Genomic DNA, 21,595 nt, shown 5'->3' on the forward strand with positions numbered 1-21,595 from the left:
GGTCAGGTGATACCCAGTTGAAACCACCCAGCCCACCCCGTCGATGCGTTCCACCACGTGCTGTAGACGACGCTGTCCGATCCGATGACGAATACATCCAAATGTTCGGTCACCCGAGACACGGCGGCGACCTGGCTGCCCGGTTTCGCGACGCCGCCCGAAATGTTGAACCATCCTGCCCACCCGGTGGTGTCGTGCCACCAGGTGCTGTAGATCCGGTTGTCCGTGCCGACGGTGAAGAGGTCCAGGTGGTTGGAATACCGCGCAACTGCAGTGACCGGTGATCCGGCGGACGCCACGCCTCCGGAGACCTGGAACCAGCTGCCCCAACCAGTGCGGGCGCTCCACCAGGTGGACATGATCTTGCCGTCAGGGGCAGTGGTGAACAGGTCCAAATGATCTGGGTGGCGGGCCACCACAGTGACTGTCGCATCAGGCCGGGCGAGCTGCGCGCCGACCTGGAACCAACGGGACCAGCCGCTGCGATCATCCCACCAACAACTCCAGACCCGGTTGTCGGTGCCGATCGTGAATAGATCCAGATGGAACGGGTACCGTGCAATGGCCGTGACGGTCGCACCGGCTGCCGCGACACCCCCTGAGACCTGGAACCACCCGGACCAGCCGGTCCGCACGTCCCACCAGATGGACATGATCCTGCCGTCCGCGGCGGTGGTGAACACATCGAGGTGGTCGGCGTACCGTGCGAGGACGTTCACGGTCGCCCCGGCCCGGGCAACCAGGGTGCCGAGTTGGAACCAGTTGGACCAGCCACCCGATGAGCTCCACCACGCGCTGTACACCCGGTTATCGGTCCCGACGGTGAACAGATCCAGGTGTCCGGAGTACCGGGCGACGGCGGTCACCGGTGATCCCGCACCTCCCGGTGAGGCGATGCCCCCCATGAGCTGGAACCATCCCGCCCAGCCGCTGCTCTGGTCCCACCAGTTGGACATGGTGCGCCCGTCGGATGCGACAGCGAACACATCGAGGTGTTCGGGGTACCTGTCGATTACCGTGAGGGGCGTCTTCGCCCGCGCGGTCAACGCCGCCAGCGGTCCGATTCGGTTCCAGATCACCTGCCGGCAGATCCGGCAGAACGGCACCCCGAGGTCGCGCATCTTGCAGGCAAACTCCGGCCGGAAGGCGCCGCAGTGGTAATAGTGGGCCCCTTCAAAAGCCCCGACCGTCCCGTCGGCCACCGGGCTGGGACGTGAATCCACTGTGCTGCAGTCCGGGTTGGTCATGGTGGGGATGGCGGTTGCCGCGTTGACGGCCCACCGCCACTTCAGGGACGCCCGGTTCCGGTTGATCGTGACGTTCGGTGCCCCCGGCTCCGGACCGGGATGGTGGTCCTGGCCGGTTTCGTCGCCGCCAGCATAGTACGGGTACTCATCGGCGAGCCCGAACGCGGTGTGTCCCATCTCGTGGATCCCGATTTCGGTGGCGCTCGCCGCCAGCGAATACGTCCCGATGGATCCGCCGCTGCCACCGTAAATAGTCGAATTGACGATCAGCAGCACTGTGGTGAATTCCGGTACCTGGGCAGCAGCGACAGTCAGGGCTGTCGCGGCGTTGCACAGCAGCAGACGTCTGATGCCGTTGCCGCCGAACGTGGAATCGAAGTAGGTTCGGACGGTTGCGCCCGTGCCGCCCGCAGCCGCCGGATCGTCTGCACCGGAATCGGTTGACGAGACATTGACCCGGAAGATGTTGATGGCTGGAGCCAGTTCGTTGAATGGCGGTGTACCAAGGAACGCATTCGCCAGTGCGGTGCAGGCGGTATCGAAGGAGGCCTGCTCTGCCGCCCGGAACCCATCCCCCAGGAGCACCACATTGAAGGCCCGGTTTCGCGGCGCCGAGCCCCGGATCTGGGTGGTGCCAATCACTGTCCCATCGGCGGTGGTCATTTCGTGTCACCTCGTCCCTCGATGGCAAAGCTGGTGATGTCGGTGACGCGGAAACCATCGAGTCGTCGGCCGTCCCCGCCGTCGCCGGGCGGTGCAGCATCCCGGCTGCCGGTGTCCTCCGGGTCGGGAGCCGCAACGTCGATCAAGGCGATGGACCGTGCAGCGGGCGGGGCCGGGACGACGACGGTGAAAGCGCCAGTGGGCCGCTCCACCTGGACCCTGGTGATGGGCTCGCCCGGAGTTTCCGGGAACACCTCAGCGCTGTGAAGGTCACTGGTCCGCACCGGCACCCGGGTCAGGGGCGCGTCGTCGGCATCCCGCACCTCGGCGTAGCGGCCGGCTCTCACCTCCGGGTGTGCATCAAACCCGGTGACGGCGACATCGACGGGTTGCTGCAGAATCAGCCGGACGTCGTCGCCGTCGTACTCGAAGATCAGCCTGATCGCACTGGGCGTGGGCTGGGGGTTATCGGTCATGGCGGTCTTCTTCCGGTGGGTCTGGCCTTCGTCCTATCCTCCCGTCACGGGCGTTACTCGGCTGTTACCGTCAATCAGCGGTCCAGGCTGTTGCCGCCCGGTGCTTCTCGAGTAACGCCGCAGTAACGTCGGCGGCGTTACGTTGGGTCTTTATCCCATAGGAACCCAGAGGTAGAGTGCCACCATGATTGAATCTGAGTCCTCAGGTAGCCGACCCCGCGGTCAGGAACCGGAGACCACCGGTCGTTTCATAGTTGTTTTCGCCGACGCCGAGGAGAACGCTCCAGGGTTGCTTCGGTCTGCTGCTGGCATGTCCCATGTCGCTGATTCCCGCGACTTCGGCACCCGTGCCGCATCTCCAGCCGACACCGAGGGAGCGGATGCCACGTATTATTCCCACCTCGGGGTTGCTGTCGTGTCCGCGGATCCGCAACAGCAGCGGGCACTCAGCTCGTCGTCCGACGAGGGCACCGTCATCTCCGTCTCCCCGGAACTCATCCACCATGTGCTCACCGACGAGCCCGGGGGAGCCTCGTCGTCGTTCCAGGACAGCGCGCAGCTCACCTGGGGGCTTCAGGCCGTCGCCGCGGACACATCCCCCTTCAGCGGCGAGGGTATCCGGGTCGCGGTGCTGGACACCGGGTTCGACTCAAGCCACCCGGACTTCGCCGGCCGGCAAATCACCGTTGAGTCTTTTGTACCCGGTGAGACGGCCCAGGACGGGCACGGACACGGCACCCACTGCATCGGGACCTCCTGTGGCCCGCGGTCGCCATCCGAAGGCCCGGCGTATGGCGTGGCCTACGAGGCGGAAATTTTCGCGGGGAAGGTACTCGGCGACTCGGGGTCGGGCAGCGACGGCGGCATCATCGCCGGAATCGACTGGGCCATGGCGAACGGGTGCGCCGTGATTTCGATGTCGCTTGGGGCCGACATTCCGCAGGTGCACCCGCCGTATACGGCGGTCGGCCGCCGGGCGCTCGACCAGGGTCACCTGATCATCGCCGCCGCCGGGAACGGCGCGGACCGCCGGCAAGGGGACTTCGGCTTTGTCGGGGCGCCCGCAAACAGCCCGTTCATCATGGCGGTGGGCGCGCTGGACCAGCACCTCGAGATGGCCTTCTTCTCCGCGAGGACGCTCCCCATCCGGGGCGGGCAATTGGATGTGGCTGGCCCGGGTTTCCAGGTGCGTTCGTCCTGGCTGATGCCCGACCGGTACAACACCATCAGCGGCACTTCGATGGCCACGCCGCACGCTGCGGGAGTCGCAGCCCTCTGGGCGCAGGCATCAGGCTACCGGGGGCGGGAGCTGTGGTCCCTGATGGCTCAGGAGAGCCAACGGTTGCTGCAGGCGTCGGTCGACGTCGGCTCCGGTCTGGTGATGGCACCGCAGGAATGAGGGGTCATGATCTTCACCGTCACCGTTGATGACCTGCATCGTTCCGCGATCCAGGAGGTCGCGGAACAGTTGCGGTCCTGCGGGTTGGAGGTTGACCGGGTGCTCGACAACGTGGGCATGATCACCGGCTCAGCGCCGGAGAACTGCCGGCCGGATCTGGAAGCGGTCGAGGGGGTGTCCTCCGTGGACGGTGAGACCCGCTTCCTCCTACCTCCGCCCGACAGCGACATCCAGTAGCAGCGACGTCCAGTAGCAGCGGCGTCCGGGACCAGCGGCGTCCGGGACGCACTCCCGGCTGGCGCCGCGCAGTCGGCTACGGCCCGTTGGTGTTCGCGGTGCCACCGGTTTTGCCGCCGACGTCGTCGAGCACGTTTTGCGCCTGCCGGTCCACCAGCCCGGTGAACAACTGTTGGGCGGCGCCGAAGGTGATCGCCCAGGCCACGATCTGGGCGGGATTGTCCAGGTCGCTCAACCCGGGGACGAAGCCGCCGCGCATGAGCTGCAGTCCCAGTACTGCCGTCAGCGCACCTGCAGGGAGCTTCAGAATTGCCAGGGCCAGTGGGAGACCGAAGGGGGTCGAGGTACCCCTGACATGGCGGAGCGAAGCGGCACCTGAGACGGCCGCCGCTATCAGTCCGAACGATTCGATGAAGAACACATCCCAGGGCCGGGGCCTGTCGCCCGTGGGGCAGGCAACGCCCTCGGCTGGTTCGAAACACAGCCGCAGCTCCTCCGGCCGGATCCAGCCAGCGACGGCGAGGGCCGTCGCCAGTACGGTCAGGACGAGCGCGCCCATGATGAGCACGTTGCGGAAGCTGCGCACCCGCGAGAATTCCTCCCGGGACTCGAGGCAGGACGCCCTGAACGCAGCCACCAGGGTCATCCGCCCGGATTCATCCAGGGGGGTGCCAAGTGACGCTGCCACGACGTCTTCGACAGCGACCCGGTGCGGGTCTCCCCGCTTCAGGTGCTGCCGGGCGTGCGCCTGGATCCCCGGCAGTTGCGACTGGACGTAGTCCAACGGTGCCCGCAGCAGAAGTGCCACCTGAGCGGCGTCAAGTTGGCTGAGGACCCGTTCCACTACGGCTCCGTTGAATGAGGTCTGAATGGCCGGCGACTTCTGCTCCGCGACGGTGGACGCTTCGTTGAGGTGCCACGTGATTGCGTGGTCCAGGGCGGTCTTCGCGCTGGCCTGGCCTGGCGGCGCCCCCGCTGGGGGGTCGATGAGGCTGACCCATTCCGCGAGGGTCCGCAACTGGGCGGCGGTGGTGATCGCCTGTTCCCGCCAGGTGCGGTTCGTCGGTGGCGCGAGGGGAGGGGGTGACGGGGGTTGCGGGCCGGCAGCAGGCTCTGACATGGCTGGACCTACTCGAAGGACGGGTGCAGGATGGCGCTGAAGGTGGGCGCTGGTTCCGCGCGCACTGTGGGCTCCTGCGCCTGGAGCAGCGGACGGATGAGGTCCGTGATCCGGGTGGACGGCCTGACCCCGCACTCCCGGTTGAGGGTCGTCAGATAGGTGCGATAGCTGCGGATTGCCGAACCATGGTTGCCAGCCGCCAGATGAATCCGCAAGAGCGTCCGTTGCACGCTCTCCAGGAGCGGGTCCAACGCGACAGCGGCCGTCGCCGCGTCGAGGGCGGGCGAGAGCTGGCCCTGAGCCAGGTAGGCGTTGGCCAGGTCCTCCAGGGCGGCGAGCCGCTGCCTGAAGAGCCTGTCCTGATCTACCCGCAGCCAGTCTTCATCCCAGCCCGGCAGGAGGTCCGCCGTCTGAAGGTCGCCGGCCAGCCCCTCCCTTACCGGTGCACCGACGTCGAGCAGGCCCGGTCGGTTGACCCGATCCACGCGGACGAGCAGCTCGTCGACGTCGATCACAATTCCCGGGGCGAGGGCAAGCGGATCGCTGGCTGGCTGCAGGAGACCGGGAAGCTGGTGGGCAATGTTCCACAGGCAGGCACGCAGGCTTCCCGAGGCTTGCGCATCGGTACGGTCGGGCCACAGGAGCCCCGCGATGTAGCTTCGTCGGCGGCCGCCGCGCAGGGCCAGCGCAGCGATGAGGCGCTGCTGCCGGAACGCGACAGTGACCGGCTGGTGCTCTCGTTCTAGACGCCAGTACCGCAACAATTTCAAATTCCATTGGACCGGAATGCTCGTAGACATACCCGTCCCCACTTCCTGCATCATCGGGGAGAGGCGCCCCCTATCCGCTGAAACGGTGAACCGCTGTGAATGCCAGCATCCTCAGACTTTCGAACCTTGTCAATGCTCCCGGCAATAGTTCACCCACTCCGGGGTTGCGGGGCCCTTTCGCGCAGAAACGGGGGCCTTTTGGTGCAGAGACGGGGGCCCTTTCGCGCAGAAACGGCCCTCCGGGTCAGGACCGCCGCTTGCAACCGGCGGTCCTTCCTTCGGGGCCGTTTCAGGGGCCGGCTGGGCGGTCTACGGCCGGGGTCTGCAGGTTCGTCAGCGGAGGTCGCGGATGATGTTGGTGATCCGGGCGGTGGAGAGCCGGCGGCCGTCGTCGTCGGTCATCACCACTTCGTGGGTGGTCAGCGTGCGGCCCAGATGGACGGCTGTCGCGGTGCCGGTAACCAGGCCCGACGACGCCGACCGGTGATGGGTTGCACTGATCTCAATCCCCATCGCCTGGCGGTCCCGGCCAGCGTGCAGGCCTGCGGCGAAGGAGCCCAGCGTTTCGGCCAGGACCAGATGCGCGCCCCCGTGGAGGATTCCGGCAACCTGCTCGTTCCCTTCGACCGGCATGGTGGCAACCAGCCGGCCAGCGGTCATCTCGGTGAACACAATTCCCATTTTCGCGGCGAGGCGACCGATGCCGTGGCCGCTGAGCCAGTCGTGCATCTCTTCAGGCACACCGGCGGCGGCCAGCTCGGCAGCGAACGGGTTGGCGGGCGGTTCCTGTCCGGACGACTCCGGAGTGTAATTGTCGGTCATGGGAACTAGGCTGGCACCTGTGAGTCAAACAACCAAACCCGATGTTCCCGTAGCCGCCACGACTCTGACGGACGCCCCGCCGACGGCCACCGGGCCGGCCGACGGATCCCGTCAACGCCTCCTCGTCATTGATGGCCACTCGATGGCCTACCGGGCGTTCTACGCCCTGCCGGCCGAGAACTTCTCCACCGACACGGGGCAGCACACCAATGCCGTCTACGGGTTCACGGCGATGCTGATCAACCTGATCAGGGACCAGAAGCCCACCCATGTGGCGGTGGCACTGGACCTGAGCACCCCAACGTTCAGGACCGAGGAGTACACCGAGTACAAGGCGGGTCGCGCGAAGACGCCGACGGAATTCCATGGCCAGGTGGACCTCATCATCAAGGTGATGCAGGCGATGCACATCCCCACCCTGTCGATGGAGGGGTACGAGGCCGACGACATCATCGCCACCCTCTCGGTCCGGGCCGCCGCCGAAGGCTGGGACGTTCAGGTGGTCAGCGGTGACCGCGATGCCTTCCAGCTGGTCAACGACCGCGTCACCGTGCTGTACCCGAAGCAGGGTGTCACCAACATTCCGCAAATGGATGCGCAGGCTGTGGAGGAGAAGTACCTCGTCCCGCCGGACAAGTATTCCGACCTGGCCGCGCTGGTCGGGGAAACCGCCGACAACCTGCCGGGAGTCCCAGGAGTGGGCCCCAAGACTGCTGCCAAGTGGATCAAGCTGTACGGCGGACTGGACGGCATCCTCGAGAACCTCGACGCCATCAAGGGGAAGGTGGGGGACTCGCTCCGGGAGCACATCGAGCTGGTGAAGCGCAACCGCCGCCTGAACCAGTTGCACCTTGACCTGGACCTGCCGGTTGAGCTGGACACGATGGTGTCCAGGACCCCCGACCGCCCGGCCGTCGAGGAGCTGTTCGACTCCCTCCAGTTCAACGTCCTCCGCAAACGCCTCTTCGACCTGTTCGGGGAAGAAGACGCCGCCGAGTCCCACGACGAAATGACCCCGCCGGAGCACGTGGTCCTGACCAGCGCGGCCGACCTGACCGAATGGTTCAAAGCGACCAACCAGGCCATCGCAGCCGTCCAGCTGGTGACCCAGTCAACGACCGGGAACGACGACGTCGTCGGGCTGGCGATTGTCACCTCGACCGCCGCGGCGTACCTGGATCTGGAGACGCTCGACGCTGAGGCTGAGCAGGTGCTTGTCGGCTGGCTGGGTGACCTCAGTGCACCCAAGGTGGCCCACGACTTCAAAGCCGCCTACAAACTACTCGCCGCGCGCGGGCTGAAACTTGCCGGGGTGGTGGATGACACGGCCATCTCCGGGTACCTGATCCAGCCGGACCGTCGGGCCTACGATCTGGCGGACCTGAGCCAATCGCACCTGAAAATGTCGATCGCGCCCGCCGCAGGGACCACCGGGGGGCAGCTCGCGCTCCAGCTGGAAGACGAGGATGTCGCGTCCCCCGCCGTCGCCCGCGCCTTCGCCGCCCTGCAGCTCAGCGAGTACTTCGCCGGCCAACTGGTGGAGCGGGGCGCCAACCAGTTGCTCGGCGGGCTCGAACTGCCCCTGGCCGAGGTGCTGGCGGAAATGGAGCTCACCGGCGTATCCGTGGCGATGGACCGGTTGGACCAGTTGTTCGATGACTTTTCGGCGACCATGAGCACCACGAGCGCCGAGGCGTTCAGGATCATCGGCAAGGAAATCAACCTGGGGTCGCCCAAGCAGCTGCAGGCGGTCCTGTTCGACGAGCTTGAACTGCCCAAGACCAAGAAGATCAAGACCGGCTACTCAACCGACGCTGATGCGCTGACTGACCTGATCGTGAAGACCGGGCATCCGTTCCTTGAACAGCTCCTGGCTCACCGGGACGCCTCCAAACTCCGTCAGACGGTCGAGGGGCTGCGGAAGTCAGTGGCCGACGACGGCCGGATCCACACCACGTACGTCCAGACCATCGCGGCCACGGGACGGCTCTCCTCGACCAACCCGAACCTGCAGAACATCCCGGTGCGCTCCGACGAAGGCCGGCGGATCCGCGAGGTGTTCGTCGTCGGTGACGGCTTTGACTGCCTGATGACCGCCGACTACTCGCAGATTGAAATGCGCATCATGGCGCACCTGTCCGGGGATGAGGGCCTCATCCAGGCGTTCCGCGATGGGGAGGACCTGCACCGGTTTGTCGGTGCCCACATTTTCGGCGTCGCACCCGCCGAGGTCACCAGCGCGATGCGGTCCAAGGTGAAAGCGATGTCCTACGGCCTGGTCTACGGTCTGAGCTCGTTTGGACTCTCCAAGCAGCTCGCCATTTCGGTGGACGAGGCCCGCACCCTGATGGGCGACTACTTCGACCGGTTCGGCGCCGTCCGCGACTACCTGCGCGGTGTTGTGGAGCAGGCACGGGTCGACGGGTTCACGTCCACCATCGAGGGCCGCCGCCGGTACCTGCCGGATCTTTCCAGCGACAACCGGCAGTTGCGGGAAATGGCTGAACGGGCGGCGTTGAACGCGCCCATCCAGGGTTCGGCTGCCGACATCATCAAGAAGGCGATGCTCGGCGTCGACGCCGAACTGCGGCGGCAGGGTCTCTCCTCCCGCATGCTGCTCCAGGTACACGATGAGCTGGTGCTCGAGATTGCGCCCGGTGAGCGGGACACCATGGAGCTGCTGGTGCGCGAGCAGATGGGGGCTGCGGCTGACCTCACGGTTCCGTTGGACGTCTCGGTGGGTGTGGGAGCGAGCTGGCACGAGGCCGCGCACTAGCCCAGACCCGCTCTGGGCACCGGGCATACGCACTGGTGCCGGGGGTACGTACTGGCGCCGGGAGTTCACTGGTGCCGGCAGCTCACTGGTGCCGGGCGCTCCGCCACACTAGGCTGATGGATCGTGACCGCTACCCAAGACTCCGCCGCCCCATCCGCACTGCGCATCGACACCTTCACGGTGACAGCTGAGACAGATTCCTCATCCGACGGTGCCCTGGCCCACTGGTTCGAAGCGGTCCGGTTCGGCTTCCACGAAGCCCGCACCGAGCCGGAGGATCTAGCCACCTATGCTGCGGCGTTCACCTCCGACAGCCGGACCCTGTGGGGTGCCTACGACGACGCTGCCAGTGCACACGCGTGGGATGCCAGCATTCCGGTGGCCACCTACGCCACCATGGTCAACTCCCTCAACGTCGGCAACGGCCAGTTGCTTGACGCGCACCAGATCACTGCCGTCACCGTGCGCCCCACCCACCGCCGTCGTGGGCTGCTGCGCACCATGATGACCAGTGATCTGCAGTCCGCCGCGTCCAAAGGTCTCGCCATCGCAGCGCTGACCGCATCGGAGGCGACCATCTACGGCAGGTTCGGTTTCGGTGCTGCAACGTTCACCCGCAACATCGAGGTGGATGTGAAGGAGCGGTTCGCGTTGCGCGCGCCGGCGTTCGGTGTCACCGAGATCGTGGCACCGGCCTCCGCGGCAGCACTGTCCGAACAGATTTTCGCCAGGTTCCATCACGCCACCACCGGTTCGGTGGGACGCCAGTTCGCCTATCCGCAGCGTGCCTCCGGCCGCTGGGGCGAGGAACGGCCCGTCGAGGACAAGGGTGTGCGCGTCGCGGTGCATTACGACGACGACGGCCGGCCCGACGGGTTCGTGTCCTACAAATTCTCCGGCTGGGGGACCACCCCGTACACGATGAAGATTGTTGATCTGGTCGCCGTCTCCGACGCCGCCTACCTCGAGCTGTGGCGTTACCTTGGCGCAATCGACCTCGTCCAGCGCATCACCTTCGATCTGGCACCCGTGAACGACCCCCTGCCGTGGGCCCTGCAGGATCGTCGCTGCTACAAACTCATTGGCGACGAGGATGTCCTGTGGCTGCGCATCCTCGACCCCATTGCTGCCCTGGAAGCACGGGGTTACCAGGGTGCGGGAACGGTCAGCCTGGAAATCGTGGATCCTCTCGGCTATGCCGCGGGCCGGTTCCGGTTGACGGTCGAGAACGGCTCCGGGTCGGTGGCACGACTCGACGACGACGCCGACACGCAGCTCCGCGTCGATGTCACGGCGCTCGGGTCGATGTATCTGGGTGGCGTTCCAGCCCGGACCCTGGCCGCTGCCGGGCACCTCAGCGAACAGGGGTCCACAGGACAGGGGAGCCTCGCCGTCGTCGACCGGATCTTCCAGACCCCGACCGATCCGTACTGCATTACCCACTTCTGACCCGGCACCCGGCGCCGCCCGCCGCTTTGACCTGTGTTGGCGCAAACGGCTAGACTAGACGGGCGTGTAATGCGCACTGCGAAACGGGTTGCCAAGCAACATCAGGTAAGTCGTTTTCTCTCCAAAAGTCCACTTCCGGACGAGCTCCATCTGAATCAGCAGAGTTTCCTGTTGCCCAGGCGTCGCTCTCCGGATCAACTAATCATCCACAACGGAGTCCCAACTACATGACCATCACCACCACCGAGAAGCCAGGTGCACCGCAGGTCGCGATCAACGACATCGGCACCGCTGAGGACTTCCTCGCAGCCATTGACGCCACCATCAAGTACTTCAACGACGGAGACCTCGTTGAAGGAACGGTAGTCAAGGTTGACCGCGACGAAGTTCTGCTCGACATCGGTTACAAGACCGAGGGTGTTATCCCTTCCCGTGAGCTGTCCATCAAGCACGACGTTGATCCCGGAGACGTTGTCTCCGTTGGCGATCAGGTCGAAGCACTGGTGCTCACCAAAGAGGACAAAGAAGGCCGACTGATCCTGTCCAAGAAGCGCGCTCAGTACGAGCGTGCCTGGGGCGATATCGAGAAGGTCAAGGAAGAAGACGGCGTCGTCACCGGTACGGTCATCGAAGTTGTCAAGGGTGGACTCATCCTCGACATCGGCCTCCGCGGCTTCCTGCCCGCGTCCTTGGTTGAGATGCGTCGTGTACGCGATCTTGCTCCCTACATCGGTCAGAAGATCGAAGCGAAAATCATCGAGCTGGACAAGAACCGCAACAACGTGGTCCTGTCCCGCCGTGCCTGGCTCGAGCAGACCCAGTCCGAGGTGCGTTCCACGTTCCTCAACAAGCTGGAAAAGGGCCAGGTTCGTCCGGGCGTTGTCTCCTCGATCGTCAACTTCGGTGCCTTCGTGGACCTGGGCGGCGTCGACGGACTCGTTCACGTTTCCGAGCTGTCCTGGAAGCACATCGACCACCCGTCCGAGGTTGTCGAAGTTGGCCAGGAAGTCACCGTCGAGGTTCTCGAGGTGGACCTGGACCGCGAGCGTGTCTCACTGTCGCTCAAGGCCACCCAGGAAGATCCATGGCAGACCTTCGCCCGCACCCACGCCCTCGGGCAGGTTGTTCCGGGTAAGGTCACCAAGCTGGTTCCCTTCGGTGCGTTCGTTCGCGTCGAAGACGGCATCGAAGGCCTGGTCCACATCTCCGAGCTGGCTGTCCGCCACGTGGAGCTGGCAGAGCAGGTTGTCTCGGTTGGCGACGAACTGTTCGTCAAGGTCATCGACATCGACCTCGAACGTCGTCGGATCTCGCTCTCCCTCAAGCAGGCTAACGAGGGCGTCGACGCCGACAGCACCGAGTTCGACCCGGCTCTGTACGGTATGGCTGCCGAGTACGACGAAGAAGGCAACTACAAGTACCCAGAGGGCTTCGACCCAGACTCCAACGAATGGCTCGAGGGTTACGACTCTCAGCGCGCGACCTGGGAAGCTCAGTACGCTGAAGCCCAGTCACGCTGGGAAGCTCACAAGAAGCAGGTTGTGCAGCACGCATCTGACGATGCAGCTGCTGCCAACGAGCCAGTCGAGTCAAGCTCCACGAGCTACTCCTCTGAGCCAGCCGCCACTGAGAGCACGAACGCCAGCAGCAACAGCAACGTCGGCACGGGTACGCTCGCGTCAGACGAGGCACTTGCCGCACTGCGCGAAAAGCTGACCGGCAACTAAGGTCCAGCGCTAGCACCTGAAAAGGTCCCCACCGTAATGGTGGGGACCTTTTTTGCGCCCAATTCCGTTCAGTCTCGCGTTTTGCCTGCCGTGTTCGGGCGCACGCACCAGAGGGGGCTGCTCAGCGTGAGTCTGAACCCGGGAGCGCGTGGCCCGGTGCAACCCTGGCTTCGGCATAGGACGGTTCCCGGAGCGCCCGGGTCCAGGCATAGGTTTCGGATCCGGGCAGCGGGCGCCGGACCGGGTCAAAACGCAAACCCGCCGGATCACCGCCCCGTGCCACCAGCACCGGCTCAAGCTCTTCCGGGGTCAGCACCAGAGTGCCGAACCGGGTCCAATCACCCAGGGGACGGCTGAAGCACAGGGCCAGTTCCAGGGGACGCTTCGCCAACCCCACACGGAGCCCGGCAGGCGTGGCTGGCATCCGGCCACTCGGGTCAAGAGGAAAAGCCGCCAGCAGAACGGCTGACTTCCCGCCCTTGTACGGCATCATTGACGTGAATTTGGCGGCCTGGACATTCCGCTGCGGGAGCAGGACGAACCGGGCGGGAAATGACGCACCGGTGGATGCGAGCAGCACATCAAAGTGGTCAGACCCGTGGGGGACCCGCAAGGCCAGGCCGAGAATGTCAGGGCTCCAGCGCGGTAGCCCCACCGAGCGGGACAGCCGCGCCTGGATCGGGTCCTGGCCGGTGCCGTCGATCCAGGAAATTCCGCTGGAAACAGGTGGCCCGGTCCGGGTGAGTGTCCCGGTGAGCCAAACGCCGTCGGGGTGAATAGGACGCTGCGGCCTGACGGCTTTCATCGTAGCGAACAGGCTGGCGAACCCCTTGCCGAGTGCGGTCGTGACGCGCATCGGTCAGTGCTTCACTGCTCGGTCGGAGTCCGCGGTGCGGTCCGGGGCGGAGCGGCGGGTCGTGCTGTGTTGAATCGCATACAGCACCAGGCCAATAGCCACCAGGATTCCCGCGCGTAACCAGATGTCGGCGCTCTGCTGCGTCATGAGCAGGACACAGGACGCGATCGCCAGGTAGGGAAAGATCAGCGGAATCTGGAAGTGCTGGTGGTCCACCCGGTCCTTGCGAAGCACCAGCACGGCGATGTTGGTGCTGAGGAACACGAACAGCAGCAGCACCACGACCGTCTCCGCCAGCGATGCCAGATCACCGGTGCTGCTGAGGATCATCGCGGCAACGGTGGTCGCAATGATGGCGACCCACGGTGTGCGCCGGTTGGGGAGTACCCGGCCCAGCACCGATGGCAGCAGGCCTTGTTCGGCCATCCCATAGGTCAGCCGGCTTGCCATGATCATGGTGAGCAGCGACCCGTTGGCGACGGCGATGAGGGCCACCAGTCCGAAGATCCACTCGGGGATCCCGAACCCGGTGGCGTTGACGACGTCGAGCAGTGGCGACGTCGAACCCGCCAGGTCGGCTGCGGGCACAGCGGCGGAGGCTGCCAGGCCGATCAGGACGTAGACAACACCTGCAGTAAAGAGTGCGCCGAAGAGCGCGCGAGGGAACACCCGGCTGACATCCTTGACCTCCTCTGCGACATTCGCCGACACTTCGAACCCGACAAACGAGTAGTAGGCAATCAGGGTGGCAGCCAGTACCGCGGAAGCCGGCCCCACGCCGTCGGGAAACTGGGTGACCCTGCTGAGGTCGCCGTTGCCCTGCGCGAGGAAGAGGCCGACGACGACAATCACCAGGACGAGGCCCGAGACTTCGACGACCGTCATGACCACGTTGGTGCGCACTGACTCTCGGATGCCGCGGGCATTCAGGGCTGCGACCAGCAGGAGGAAGACCAGCGACGCCGGGCCCGCCGGGACGTCGATGAAGGCGGACAGGTACGCGCCGGAGAATGCCTGGGCCAGGCCGGCGGCACTGGTGACGCCGGCAGCCAGCATGCAGAAGCCCACCAGGAAAGAGATCAGGGGCTTCCGGTAGGCACGTTCGGCGAAAACGGCGGCGCCGCCCGCTTTCGGGTACTTGGTGACGAGTTCCGCGTAGGAACCCGCCGTGAGCAGTGCCAGCCCCAGAGCGACGAGCAGGGGCACCCAGAGGGCACCGCCCGCTTCACCTGCCACCACCCCGACCAGCACATAGATGCCCGCACCCAACACATCGCCGAGGATAAACAGGTAGAGCAACGGGCCGGTAATGCCCTGCTTTAGCTTGGACGGGGCTGACTGCTGAGCTGTGGACATTCCCGAAGTATATTCCAGAAAGTAAGTTCACTGATCATTGCGTGACGGGGCCGGTTTCCGGACCGGCCGCCTCAGCGCCCGGTGGAAACCGTGACGGTGAATTTTGGGTTCCTGGCGGCCTGCCGGGTAGGTCCAACCATGGAGGCGAGCGGGGTCCGATACTGGAGGTGGCTGTTCCAGACCGTCCAGAGTTCACCCCCCGGTTTGAGCACCCGGCCAGCATCGGCGAAAAGCTTCAGGGCAATCCCGGAATGAACGGTGCCCTCCATGTGAAAGGGCGGGTTCAGCACAATGAGCTCGGCTGATGAGGCGGGCATCGAGGACAGGGCATCATCCCGCACGACCGTGATCCGGTCGCCGACACCATTGGCATCGGCGGTCGCACGGGAAGACGCAACAGCTGACGCCGACTGGTCCGTTGCAACAACTTCCATCGCAGGCCGCGCGAGGGCGAGATAGGCGGCAATTGTGCCATTGCCCGACCCCAGATCGATTGCCTGCCCCGCGGCTCGGGCCGCGGAGAGGGCGGGGAGCAGGTACCGGGTCCCCGCATCCAGTTTGGCGCCACCGAAGGTGCTGCCGAAAGCCTTGAGGATCAGCGGTGCGGGCAGGCCGACGTCGTGCTTCTCCGCCACCGGAAACCCGCTGGCGGGGGTGGCCACGGGCGCCGACGCCGTCAGGATCCGGGACTTCTGGCGTGCCAGTCCGGCAGCCACCGTGGTGAAGTGGCGGGCCAGGATGCCGTTCATCGCGGTGGTCATGTGTTTGACCCGGCCGCCGGCGAACACAGTGACGTCCGGGCTTGCGTAGCGGGCGATCGTCCACGCGATCTCATCCAGCGCGGCCAGCGACCTGGGCAGCTGCAGCAGGACCGTGCGGGCGCCAGCCAGCAGGGCCTCGTTGAGCGGATAGTGGGAGAAGGCCGCGGCCAGGCCGGCGGTGTGCGCGTTGGCTGTCAACGCGAGCTCACCGGAGAGCGGGTCCTGGTGGGTGCGAATCGAGTGTGCCCCATGCAGCGCGGCGGCGCCGAGAGTGAGCGCACCGTAGTGGTCCCCAATGACGACGACGCCGTCCCGGTCGGCGGTGATCGCCGGGCCGGCGGTGTCGAGGAGGAGCCGATCGGTGGCGTCGAACGCAAAGAGGTTCGGGGCCTCGACGTCGGGAGCCCGTCGAAGGTTGTCGAAGGAAAAGTCAGTCACAGTCCACCCATTTCAGGTCGAGTAGTTGGGCGCCGGACTGGCCGGCGGTCAGTGAGGCGAGGCGGGCGCGAAACTCGTCGATCGATGCGTTCCCGGCCGGTATGGCCACCCGGATGGTGGCCCGTTCCGCCGGATAGTCGGTTCCCAGGACGTCGACGCCTGCGTTGCGGAGCTCGTTTTCGACCCGCCCCGCGTCGGTGTGAGCCACCGGGACCACCAGGAGCTGCAACAGTCGTCGTCGGACACGTGGCGCCGAGTCCAGCGCCTGGGAGACAGCGTCGGAATAGGCGCGCACCAGTCCGCCAGCACCAAGCAACACTCCACCGAAATAGCGGACCACCACCACCGCGACGTCGCTCAGGTCAGCCTCACCATCGGCATTGTCGCGTTTGAGGATGGCGTCCAACATGGGGGCACCGGCGGTGCCGGACGGTTCGCCGTCGTCGTTGGCGCGCTGGACCGACCGATCAGGACCCAGCACGACGGCGCTGCAATGGTGGCGCGCGTCGTGGAACTCCCGGCGCAGCTCGGTGAGAAGCAACCGCGCCTCGTCCTCGCTGGCAATCCGCCGGACGACAGTGATGAAGCGTGACCGGCGCACATCGGTCTCGTGGCGGTGCTCGCCCCGGACCGTTGTGTAGCCGATTATTCCACTGTCATTCACCGGCCCCAGTCTAGTGGGCGGGAGGTTGCGCCAGCGCAAATGCTCCAGTGACGAGCAGGCTCGGAGGGCAGGGACTGTCCTGCTCACCGGGCCTGCCAGCGGGGGAGCACCCGTACTCCGCCTGCCGTGGATGGCCGTGGATCCAGGCATCTGGAGGGCGGCGGGCACATCCCACGTATTAGGGTGGGGACATGCTCAGAATTGGCCTCACCGGCGGGATCGCAGCAGGGAAATCACTTGTCGCCTCAAGGCTGGAAGAGCTTGGTGCGGTGCTGGTCGACGCCGATGTGCTGGCCCGCGCGGCCGTGGAACCAGGATCGGCCGGGCTGGCAGCCGTGGCCGCCGAATTCGGTGAGGAGGTGCTGCTTCCGGACGGTAGCCTGGATCGGCCGGCGCTGGCGGCAGCCATTTTCGGTGACCCGTCCCGCCGGATGACGTTGAATTCGATCATCCACCCGTTGGTGCGGGAACGCGCCCGTGAGCTGACGGCGGCTGCGCCCCCGGACGCCGTCGTCGTGCAGGACATTCCCCTGCTGGTGGAGACCGGCCAGCAGCACCAGTTCCATTTGGTGGTGGTGGTCGACGCTCCCGACAGCGTCCGGATCGAGCGGCTGACCCGCCTCCGGGGAATGAGCGACGACGACGCGCGGGCCCGGATTGGTGCGCAAGCCACGCGTGCCGAGCGGAAGGCAGCCGCCGACGTCGTCCTCGTCAACGACAGCACCCCACAGGATCTGCTGGCCGCCGTCGACCGCCTCTGGGACGAACGACTGGTGCCCTTCAACCACAACCTGTTGCGCGGCGTCCAGGCCGCACGCGATGGTGGCCCGCAACTGGTGCCTTCCCGCGACGACTGGCCGGAACAGGCCGGACGGATCATGGGCAGGGTGCGTCTGGTTGATCCCCTGGTGCTGGCGGTCGACCATATCGGGTCGACCGCTGTGCCCGGGTTGGCCGCCAGGGATGTCCTCGACCTGCAGGTCACCGTCGCGACCCTTGCAGACGCCGACGCGATTGCCGGAAAGCTGGTCGCAGCAGGGTTTCCGCTGCTCGAAGGCATCACACGGGATGAACCCAAACAGGACGTTCCCGACCCCTCCCGATGGGGGAAGCGTCTGCACGCCAACGCCGACCCTGGTCGCGCGGTTAACCTTCATGTTCGGGTTGAGGGTTCGCCTGGATGGCGGTATGCCCTGTCGTTCAGGGACTGGCTGCGCTCCGACCCGGGCGCCGCGGCCCAGTACCAGGCGGAGAAGGAGCGGTGTGCGGCCCAGCACACCCGGGATGCGACTACCGAGGGCTACGCGGAGTGCAAGGAGAACTGGTTCACCACCGTCGCTGATCCGCTGCTGAAACGCTGGATTGCCGACACTGGCTGGACTCCTCAGCCCTCTTCTGCCGTCGGCTAAGTTGCCCCATTCAGGACGCTGATTGTCCGGGGGAGGGTCTAACGTATTTATATGAGCCTTGCGCAGGAAATTAAACGGGTGGTAGCCCCTTTCGAAGTGATCAGCGAATTCAAGCCTGCCGGTGACCAGCCTGCCGCGATTGCCGAACTCAGTGAACGCGTCAAGGCGGGCGAGAAGGACGTGGTGCTGCTGGGCGCCACCGGTACCGGCAAGAGCGCGACGACTGCGTGGCTGATCGAACAGGTCCAGCGGCCCACGCTCGTGATGGTGCAGAACAAGACCCTCGCGGCGCAGCTGGCGAATGAGTTCCGTGAGCTGCTGCCCAACAATGCCGTCGAATACTTCGTCTCGTATTACGACTACTACCAGCCGGAAGCCTACGTTCCCCAGACGGACACCTTCATCGAGAAGGACTCCTCGGTCAACGAGGAAGTGGAGCGGCTCCGGCATTCCGCCACCAACGCCCTGCTGACCCGCCGGGACGTGATCGTGGTGGCCACCGTGTCCTGCATCTATGGTCTGGGCACCCCCGAAGAATATGTTGCCGGGATGGTCACACTGGAAACCGGCCAGCAGATGAACCGCGACGATTTGCTGCGGAAGTTCGTGTCAATGCAGTACACCCGCAACGACATCGACTTCCACCGGGGCACCTTCAGGGTGCGTGGCGACACCGTCGAAATCATCCCCATGTATGAGGAACTGGCGCTTCGCATTGAGTTCTTCGGCGACGAGGTCGAGAAGATCTACACCCTGCACCCGCTGACCGGGGAAATCGTCAGGGAAGAGACCGAAATGTATGTGTTCCCGGCGTCGCACTATGTCGCGGGCCCCGAGCGCATGAACCGGGCGGTCAAGCAGATCGAGGATGAGCTCCAGGTCCGCCTGGACGAGCTGGAGTCGCAGAACAAACTGGTCGAAGCCCAGCGGTTGCGGATGCGGACCACCTATGACCTCGAAATGATGCAGCAGATGGGGTTCTGCAACGGCATCGAGAACTACTCCCGACACATCGACGGCCGCGGTCCGGGCTCGGCGTCGCACTGCCTGCTCGACTACTTCCCCGACGATTTCCTGCTGGTAGTCGACGAGTCGCACGTGACCATTCCGCAGATCGGTGCCATGTATGAGGGTGACATGTCCCGGAAGCGCACCCTGGTGGACCATGGGTTCCGGCTCCCCTCCGCGATGGACAACCGGCCGCTCAAATGGGACGAGTTCCTGGACCGGATCGGGCAGACCGTCTACCTCTCGGCAACCCCCGGGAAGTATGAGCTGGGCAAGTCGGATGGGTACGTGCAGCAGATCATCCGGCCGACCGGTCTGATCGACCCGGAGGTGGTGGTCAAGCCCAGCAAGGGCCAGATCGATGACCTGCTGGGGGAGATCCGTACCCGGGTGGAACTGAACGAGCGGGTGCTCGTCACCACCCTGACCAAGCGGATGGCCGAAGATTTGACCGGGTACCTGCTGGAACATGGGGTGAAGGTTGAGTACCTGCACTCAGACGTGGATACCCTGCGCCGGGTGGAGCTGTTGCGTGAGTTGAGGCTCGGGACTTTCGACGTTCTGGTGGGCATCAACCTGCTCCGTGAAGGCCTTGACCTTCCTGAAGTGTCGCTGGTCAGCATCCTCGACGCCGACAAGGAAGGGTTCCTGCGCAGCGCCACCTCCCTGATCCAGACCATCGGGCGTGCGGCCCGTAACGTCTCGGGTGAGGTGCACATGTACGCGGACCGGATCACCGATTCGATGGCCAAAGCCATCGACGAAACCAACCGACGTCGTGAGATCCAGGTGGCATACAACCTCAAGCACGGGGTTGATCCGCAGCCCCTGCGGAAGCGGATTGCTGACATCACCGATTCCATCGCCCAGGAGGACGCCGATACCCGGGCGCTCCTGGCGGAGTCGGGCAAGAAGCGCAAGGGCGGCAAGACGGCCAAGGGCGGCGCCCCTGTCCGGCATGACGGCCTTGCCGCAGTGCCGGCCGAGGACCTCACCGACCTGATCGGTCAGCTCACCGACCAGATGCACTCGGCGGCGGCTGACCTGCACTTCGAGCTCGCCGCGAGGCTACGCGACGAGGTGGGGGACCTGAAGAAAGAGCTGCGGCAGATGCAGACGGCGGGGCACGCCTAGCCCCAGCTCGTCGCTGGCGGGAGGGCTCGCGCAACTTACTGAGAGGTTGCGCGAGCCATTTCCTGATCCGGCTCGTACGGGGTTAGGATAAGCCGGACGTAGGGGAGTATCCCGAAGCGCTACGATCGTCAACACGCGGAGCATCGATGTTTCGCCGGGCGTAGCGGCCGGTGGCAAATGCCGCGGTGGAGAGACTTGCGGAATCCGCTGCACCCTTGAAAGGTCCCTCATGCCCGAACCCACGCTGGAACTGCCATTGGCGTTTGAGGTAGGCACATTCATTGTGCTGGGCCTCATCCTCCTGTTCGATTTGCTGCTGGTGGTTAAGCGCCCGCACGAGCCGTCAATGAAGGAAGCCGGCCTGTGGGTCACGTTCTACGTTTCTCTCGCGTTGATCTTCGCGGTCCTGATGTTTATCTTCACCGGCCCGGATTACGGGGGACAGTTTGTCGCCGGCTGGGTCACCGAATATAGCCTGAGCATTGACAACCTGTTCGTGTTCATCATCATCATGGCCCGGTTCTCGGTACCCCGTAAGTATCAGCAGGAAGTGTTGATGGTGGGCATCATCATCGCGCTGGTGCTCCGCGGAATCTTCATCCTGCTCGGCGCAGCCTTGATCAGCAACTTCAGCTGGATCTTCTACATCTTCGGTGTCTTCCTGCTCTACACGGCCTATCAGCAGGCCAAGGACACCGGCGAAGACGAGGAACACGGTAGCGAAAACAAGGTGATCGGCAAGCTGCGCAACGTCCTGCCGATGACCGACAAATACGACGGCAACAAGATCCGTACCGTCGTGGACGGCAAGAAGGTCTTCACCCCGATGCTGATCGTCTTCGTGACCATCGGCCTCACCGACCTGCTCTTCGCGGTGGATTCGATCCCGGCCATTTTCGGTCTGACCGAAAGCGCGTTCATCGTCTTCACCGCCAACATTTTTGCCCTGATGGGCCTGCGCCAGCTGTACTTCCTGCTCGGTGGCCTGATGACCCGGCTCATCTACCTGAAGCATGCGCTCTCGGCCATCCTGGCGTTCATTGGCATCAAACTGATCCTTCACGCCATGCATGAAAACGAGTTGCCGTTCATCAACGGGGGCCAGCACATTGAGTGGGCTCCGATCATCCCCACCTTCCTGTCCCTCGGCATCATCCTCGGCACCATTGTGGTCGCGGTTGTCCTGAGCCTGCTCAGCCCGAAGGCCAAGCAGGCCAGCATCGATGCCAAGCTTGAAGAGGACGCACGGAAGGCCCGCGGCACGGCCGACGTCGAGAAGTAGC

17 protein-coding genes are annotated in these 21,595 nt (G+C 65.1%); 8 read left to right on the forward strand and 9 right to left on the reverse strand.

The window, feature by feature from the left end; translation table 11 throughout:
* Nucleotides 1–2: 2 nt before the first annotated feature.
* The gene (locus ACX80Z_RS11020) at nucleotides 3–1,910 is read right to left on the reverse strand and encodes a M64 family metallopeptidase (protein ID WP_019481433.1); all 1,908 of its coding nucleotides are present in this window, start codon (nucleotides 1,908–1,910) and stop codon (nucleotides 3–5) included.
* Nucleotides 1,907–2,386 (reverse strand): hypothetical protein, encoded by a 480-nt coding sequence (locus ACX80Z_RS11025; RefSeq protein WP_459315911.1) that lies wholly within the window; start codon nucleotides 2,384–2,386, stop codon nucleotides 1,907–1,909. Before ACX80Z_RS11025 ends, ACX80Z_RS11020 begins: the two co-directional genes overlap by 4 nt.
* 184 nt (nucleotides 2,387–2,570) lie before the next feature.
* Here ACX80Z_RS11025 and ACX80Z_RS11030 point away from each other — a divergent pair, with 184 nt between their 5' ends.
* Together ACX80Z_RS11030 and ACX80Z_RS11035 are read left to right on the forward strand one after the other, a co-directional pair.
* Entirely contained in the window at nucleotides 2,571–3,785 is a 1,215-nt protein-coding gene (locus ACX80Z_RS11030; RefSeq protein ID WP_459303706.1) for a S8 family serine peptidase, read from the forward strand.
* A gap of 6 nt (nucleotides 3,786–3,791) precedes the next feature.
* Nucleotides 3,792–4,022, forward strand: a complete 231-nt coding sequence (locus tag ACX80Z_RS11035; protein WP_019481436.1) for a hypothetical protein — start codon at nucleotides 3,792–3,794, stop codon at nucleotides 4,020–4,022.
* Between the two features lie 76 nt (nucleotides 4,023–4,098).
* Here ACX80Z_RS11035 and ACX80Z_RS11040 read toward each other — a convergent pair whose 3' ends face one another.
* The 3 genes from ACX80Z_RS11040 to ACX80Z_RS11050 all read right to left on the reverse strand — a co-directional run bounded on the left by ACX80Z_RS11040 (nucleotide 4,099) and on the right by ACX80Z_RS11050 (nucleotide 6,734).
* Nucleotides 4,099–5,142, reverse strand: coding sequence for a hypothetical protein (locus ACX80Z_RS11040; protein WP_459315912.1), 1,044 nt, complete (start codon nucleotides 5,140–5,142; stop codon nucleotides 4,099–4,101).
* A gap of 8 nt (nucleotides 5,143–5,150) precedes the next feature.
* Entirely contained in the window at nucleotides 5,151–5,942 is a 792-nt protein-coding gene (locus ACX80Z_RS11045) for an AfsR/SARP family transcriptional regulator (protein ID WP_459315913.1), read from the reverse strand.
* Between the two features lie 303 nt (nucleotides 5,943–6,245).
* A complete protein-coding gene (locus ACX80Z_RS11050; protein WP_019481439.1) occupies nucleotides 6,246–6,734 on the reverse strand; it encodes a PaaI family thioesterase in 489 nt (162 codons plus the stop codon).
* Between ACX80Z_RS11050 and polA the strand changes: the two genes are divergently transcribed.
* From polA to rpsA, 3 genes are all read left to right on the forward strand, one after another.
* Nucleotides 6,733–9,510, forward strand: a complete 2,778-nt coding sequence (gene polA / locus ACX80Z_RS11055) for a DNA polymerase I (protein ID WP_459315914.1) — start codon at nucleotides 6,733–6,735, stop codon at nucleotides 9,508–9,510. The two genes, ACX80Z_RS11050 and polA, sit on opposite strands and share 2 nt — an antisense overlap.
* Before the next feature lie 123 nt (nucleotides 9,511–9,633).
* Complete coding sequence (locus tag ACX80Z_RS11060) at nucleotides 9,634–10,959, forward strand: GNAT family N-acetyltransferase (RefSeq protein ID WP_459315915.1); 1,326 nt, start codon at nucleotides 9,634–9,636, stop codon at nucleotides 10,957–10,959.
* A gap of 227 nt (nucleotides 10,960–11,186) precedes the next feature.
* Nucleotides 11,187–12,686: a 30S ribosomal protein S1 gene (gene rpsA, locus ACX80Z_RS11065; protein WP_459315916.1), complete on the forward strand. Its 1,500-nt coding sequence runs from the start codon at nucleotides 11,187–11,189 to the stop codon at nucleotides 12,684–12,686.
* A gap of 121 nt (nucleotides 12,687–12,807) precedes the next feature.
* Here the strand turns inward: rpsA and ACX80Z_RS11070 are convergent, their stop codons facing one another.
* From ACX80Z_RS11070 to ACX80Z_RS11085, 4 genes are all read right to left on the reverse strand, one after another.
* Entirely contained in the window at nucleotides 12,808–13,542 is a 735-nt protein-coding gene (locus tag ACX80Z_RS11070; protein WP_459315917.1) for a hypothetical protein, read from the reverse strand.
* A 3-nt stretch (nucleotides 13,543–13,545) separates the two neighbouring features.
* Nucleotides 13,546–14,898 (reverse strand): APC family permease, encoded by a 1,353-nt coding sequence (locus ACX80Z_RS11075; protein ID WP_459315918.1) that lies wholly within the window; start codon nucleotides 14,896–14,898, stop codon nucleotides 13,546–13,548.
* Nucleotides 14,899–14,969: 71 nt separating this feature from the next.
* Entirely contained in the window at nucleotides 14,970–16,097 is a 1,128-nt protein-coding gene (locus ACX80Z_RS11080; RefSeq protein WP_459315919.1) for a class I SAM-dependent methyltransferase, read from the reverse strand.
* Nucleotides 16,090–16,761: an IMPACT family protein gene (locus ACX80Z_RS11085; RefSeq protein WP_116778867.1), complete on the reverse strand. Its 672-nt coding sequence runs from the start codon at nucleotides 16,759–16,761 to the stop codon at nucleotides 16,090–16,092. Before ACX80Z_RS11085 ends, ACX80Z_RS11080 begins: the two co-directional genes overlap by 8 nt.
* A gap of 191 nt (nucleotides 16,762–16,952) precedes the next feature.
* Here ACX80Z_RS11085 and coaE point away from each other — a divergent pair, with 191 nt between their 5' ends.
* The 3 genes from coaE (at nucleotide 16,953) to ACX80Z_RS11100 (ending at nucleotide 21,594) form a co-directional block, all read left to right on the forward strand.
* Nucleotides 16,953–18,170 carry a dephospho-CoA kinase gene (gene coaE / locus ACX80Z_RS11090; RefSeq protein WP_459315920.1) on the forward strand — a complete coding sequence of 406 codons (1,218 nt, stop codon included), beginning with the start codon at nucleotides 16,953–16,955 and terminating at the stop codon, nucleotides 18,168–18,170.
* A gap of 51 nt (nucleotides 18,171–18,221) precedes the next feature.
* Nucleotides 18,222–20,312: an excinuclease ABC subunit UvrB gene (uvrB, locus tag ACX80Z_RS11095; RefSeq protein WP_026040891.1), complete on the forward strand. Its 2,091-nt coding sequence runs from the start codon at nucleotides 18,222–18,224 to the stop codon at nucleotides 20,310–20,312.
* Nucleotides 20,313–20,541: 229 nt separating this feature from the next.
* Nucleotides 20,542–21,594 carry a TerC family protein gene (locus ACX80Z_RS11100; RefSeq protein WP_165802626.1) on the forward strand — a complete coding sequence of 351 codons (1,053 nt, stop codon included), beginning with the start codon at nucleotides 20,542–20,544 and terminating at the stop codon, nucleotides 21,592–21,594.
* The last annotated feature ends 1 nt before the right edge of the window (nucleotide 21,595 follow it).

It is taken from the genome of Arthrobacter sp. TMT4-20 (assembly GCF_054510775.1).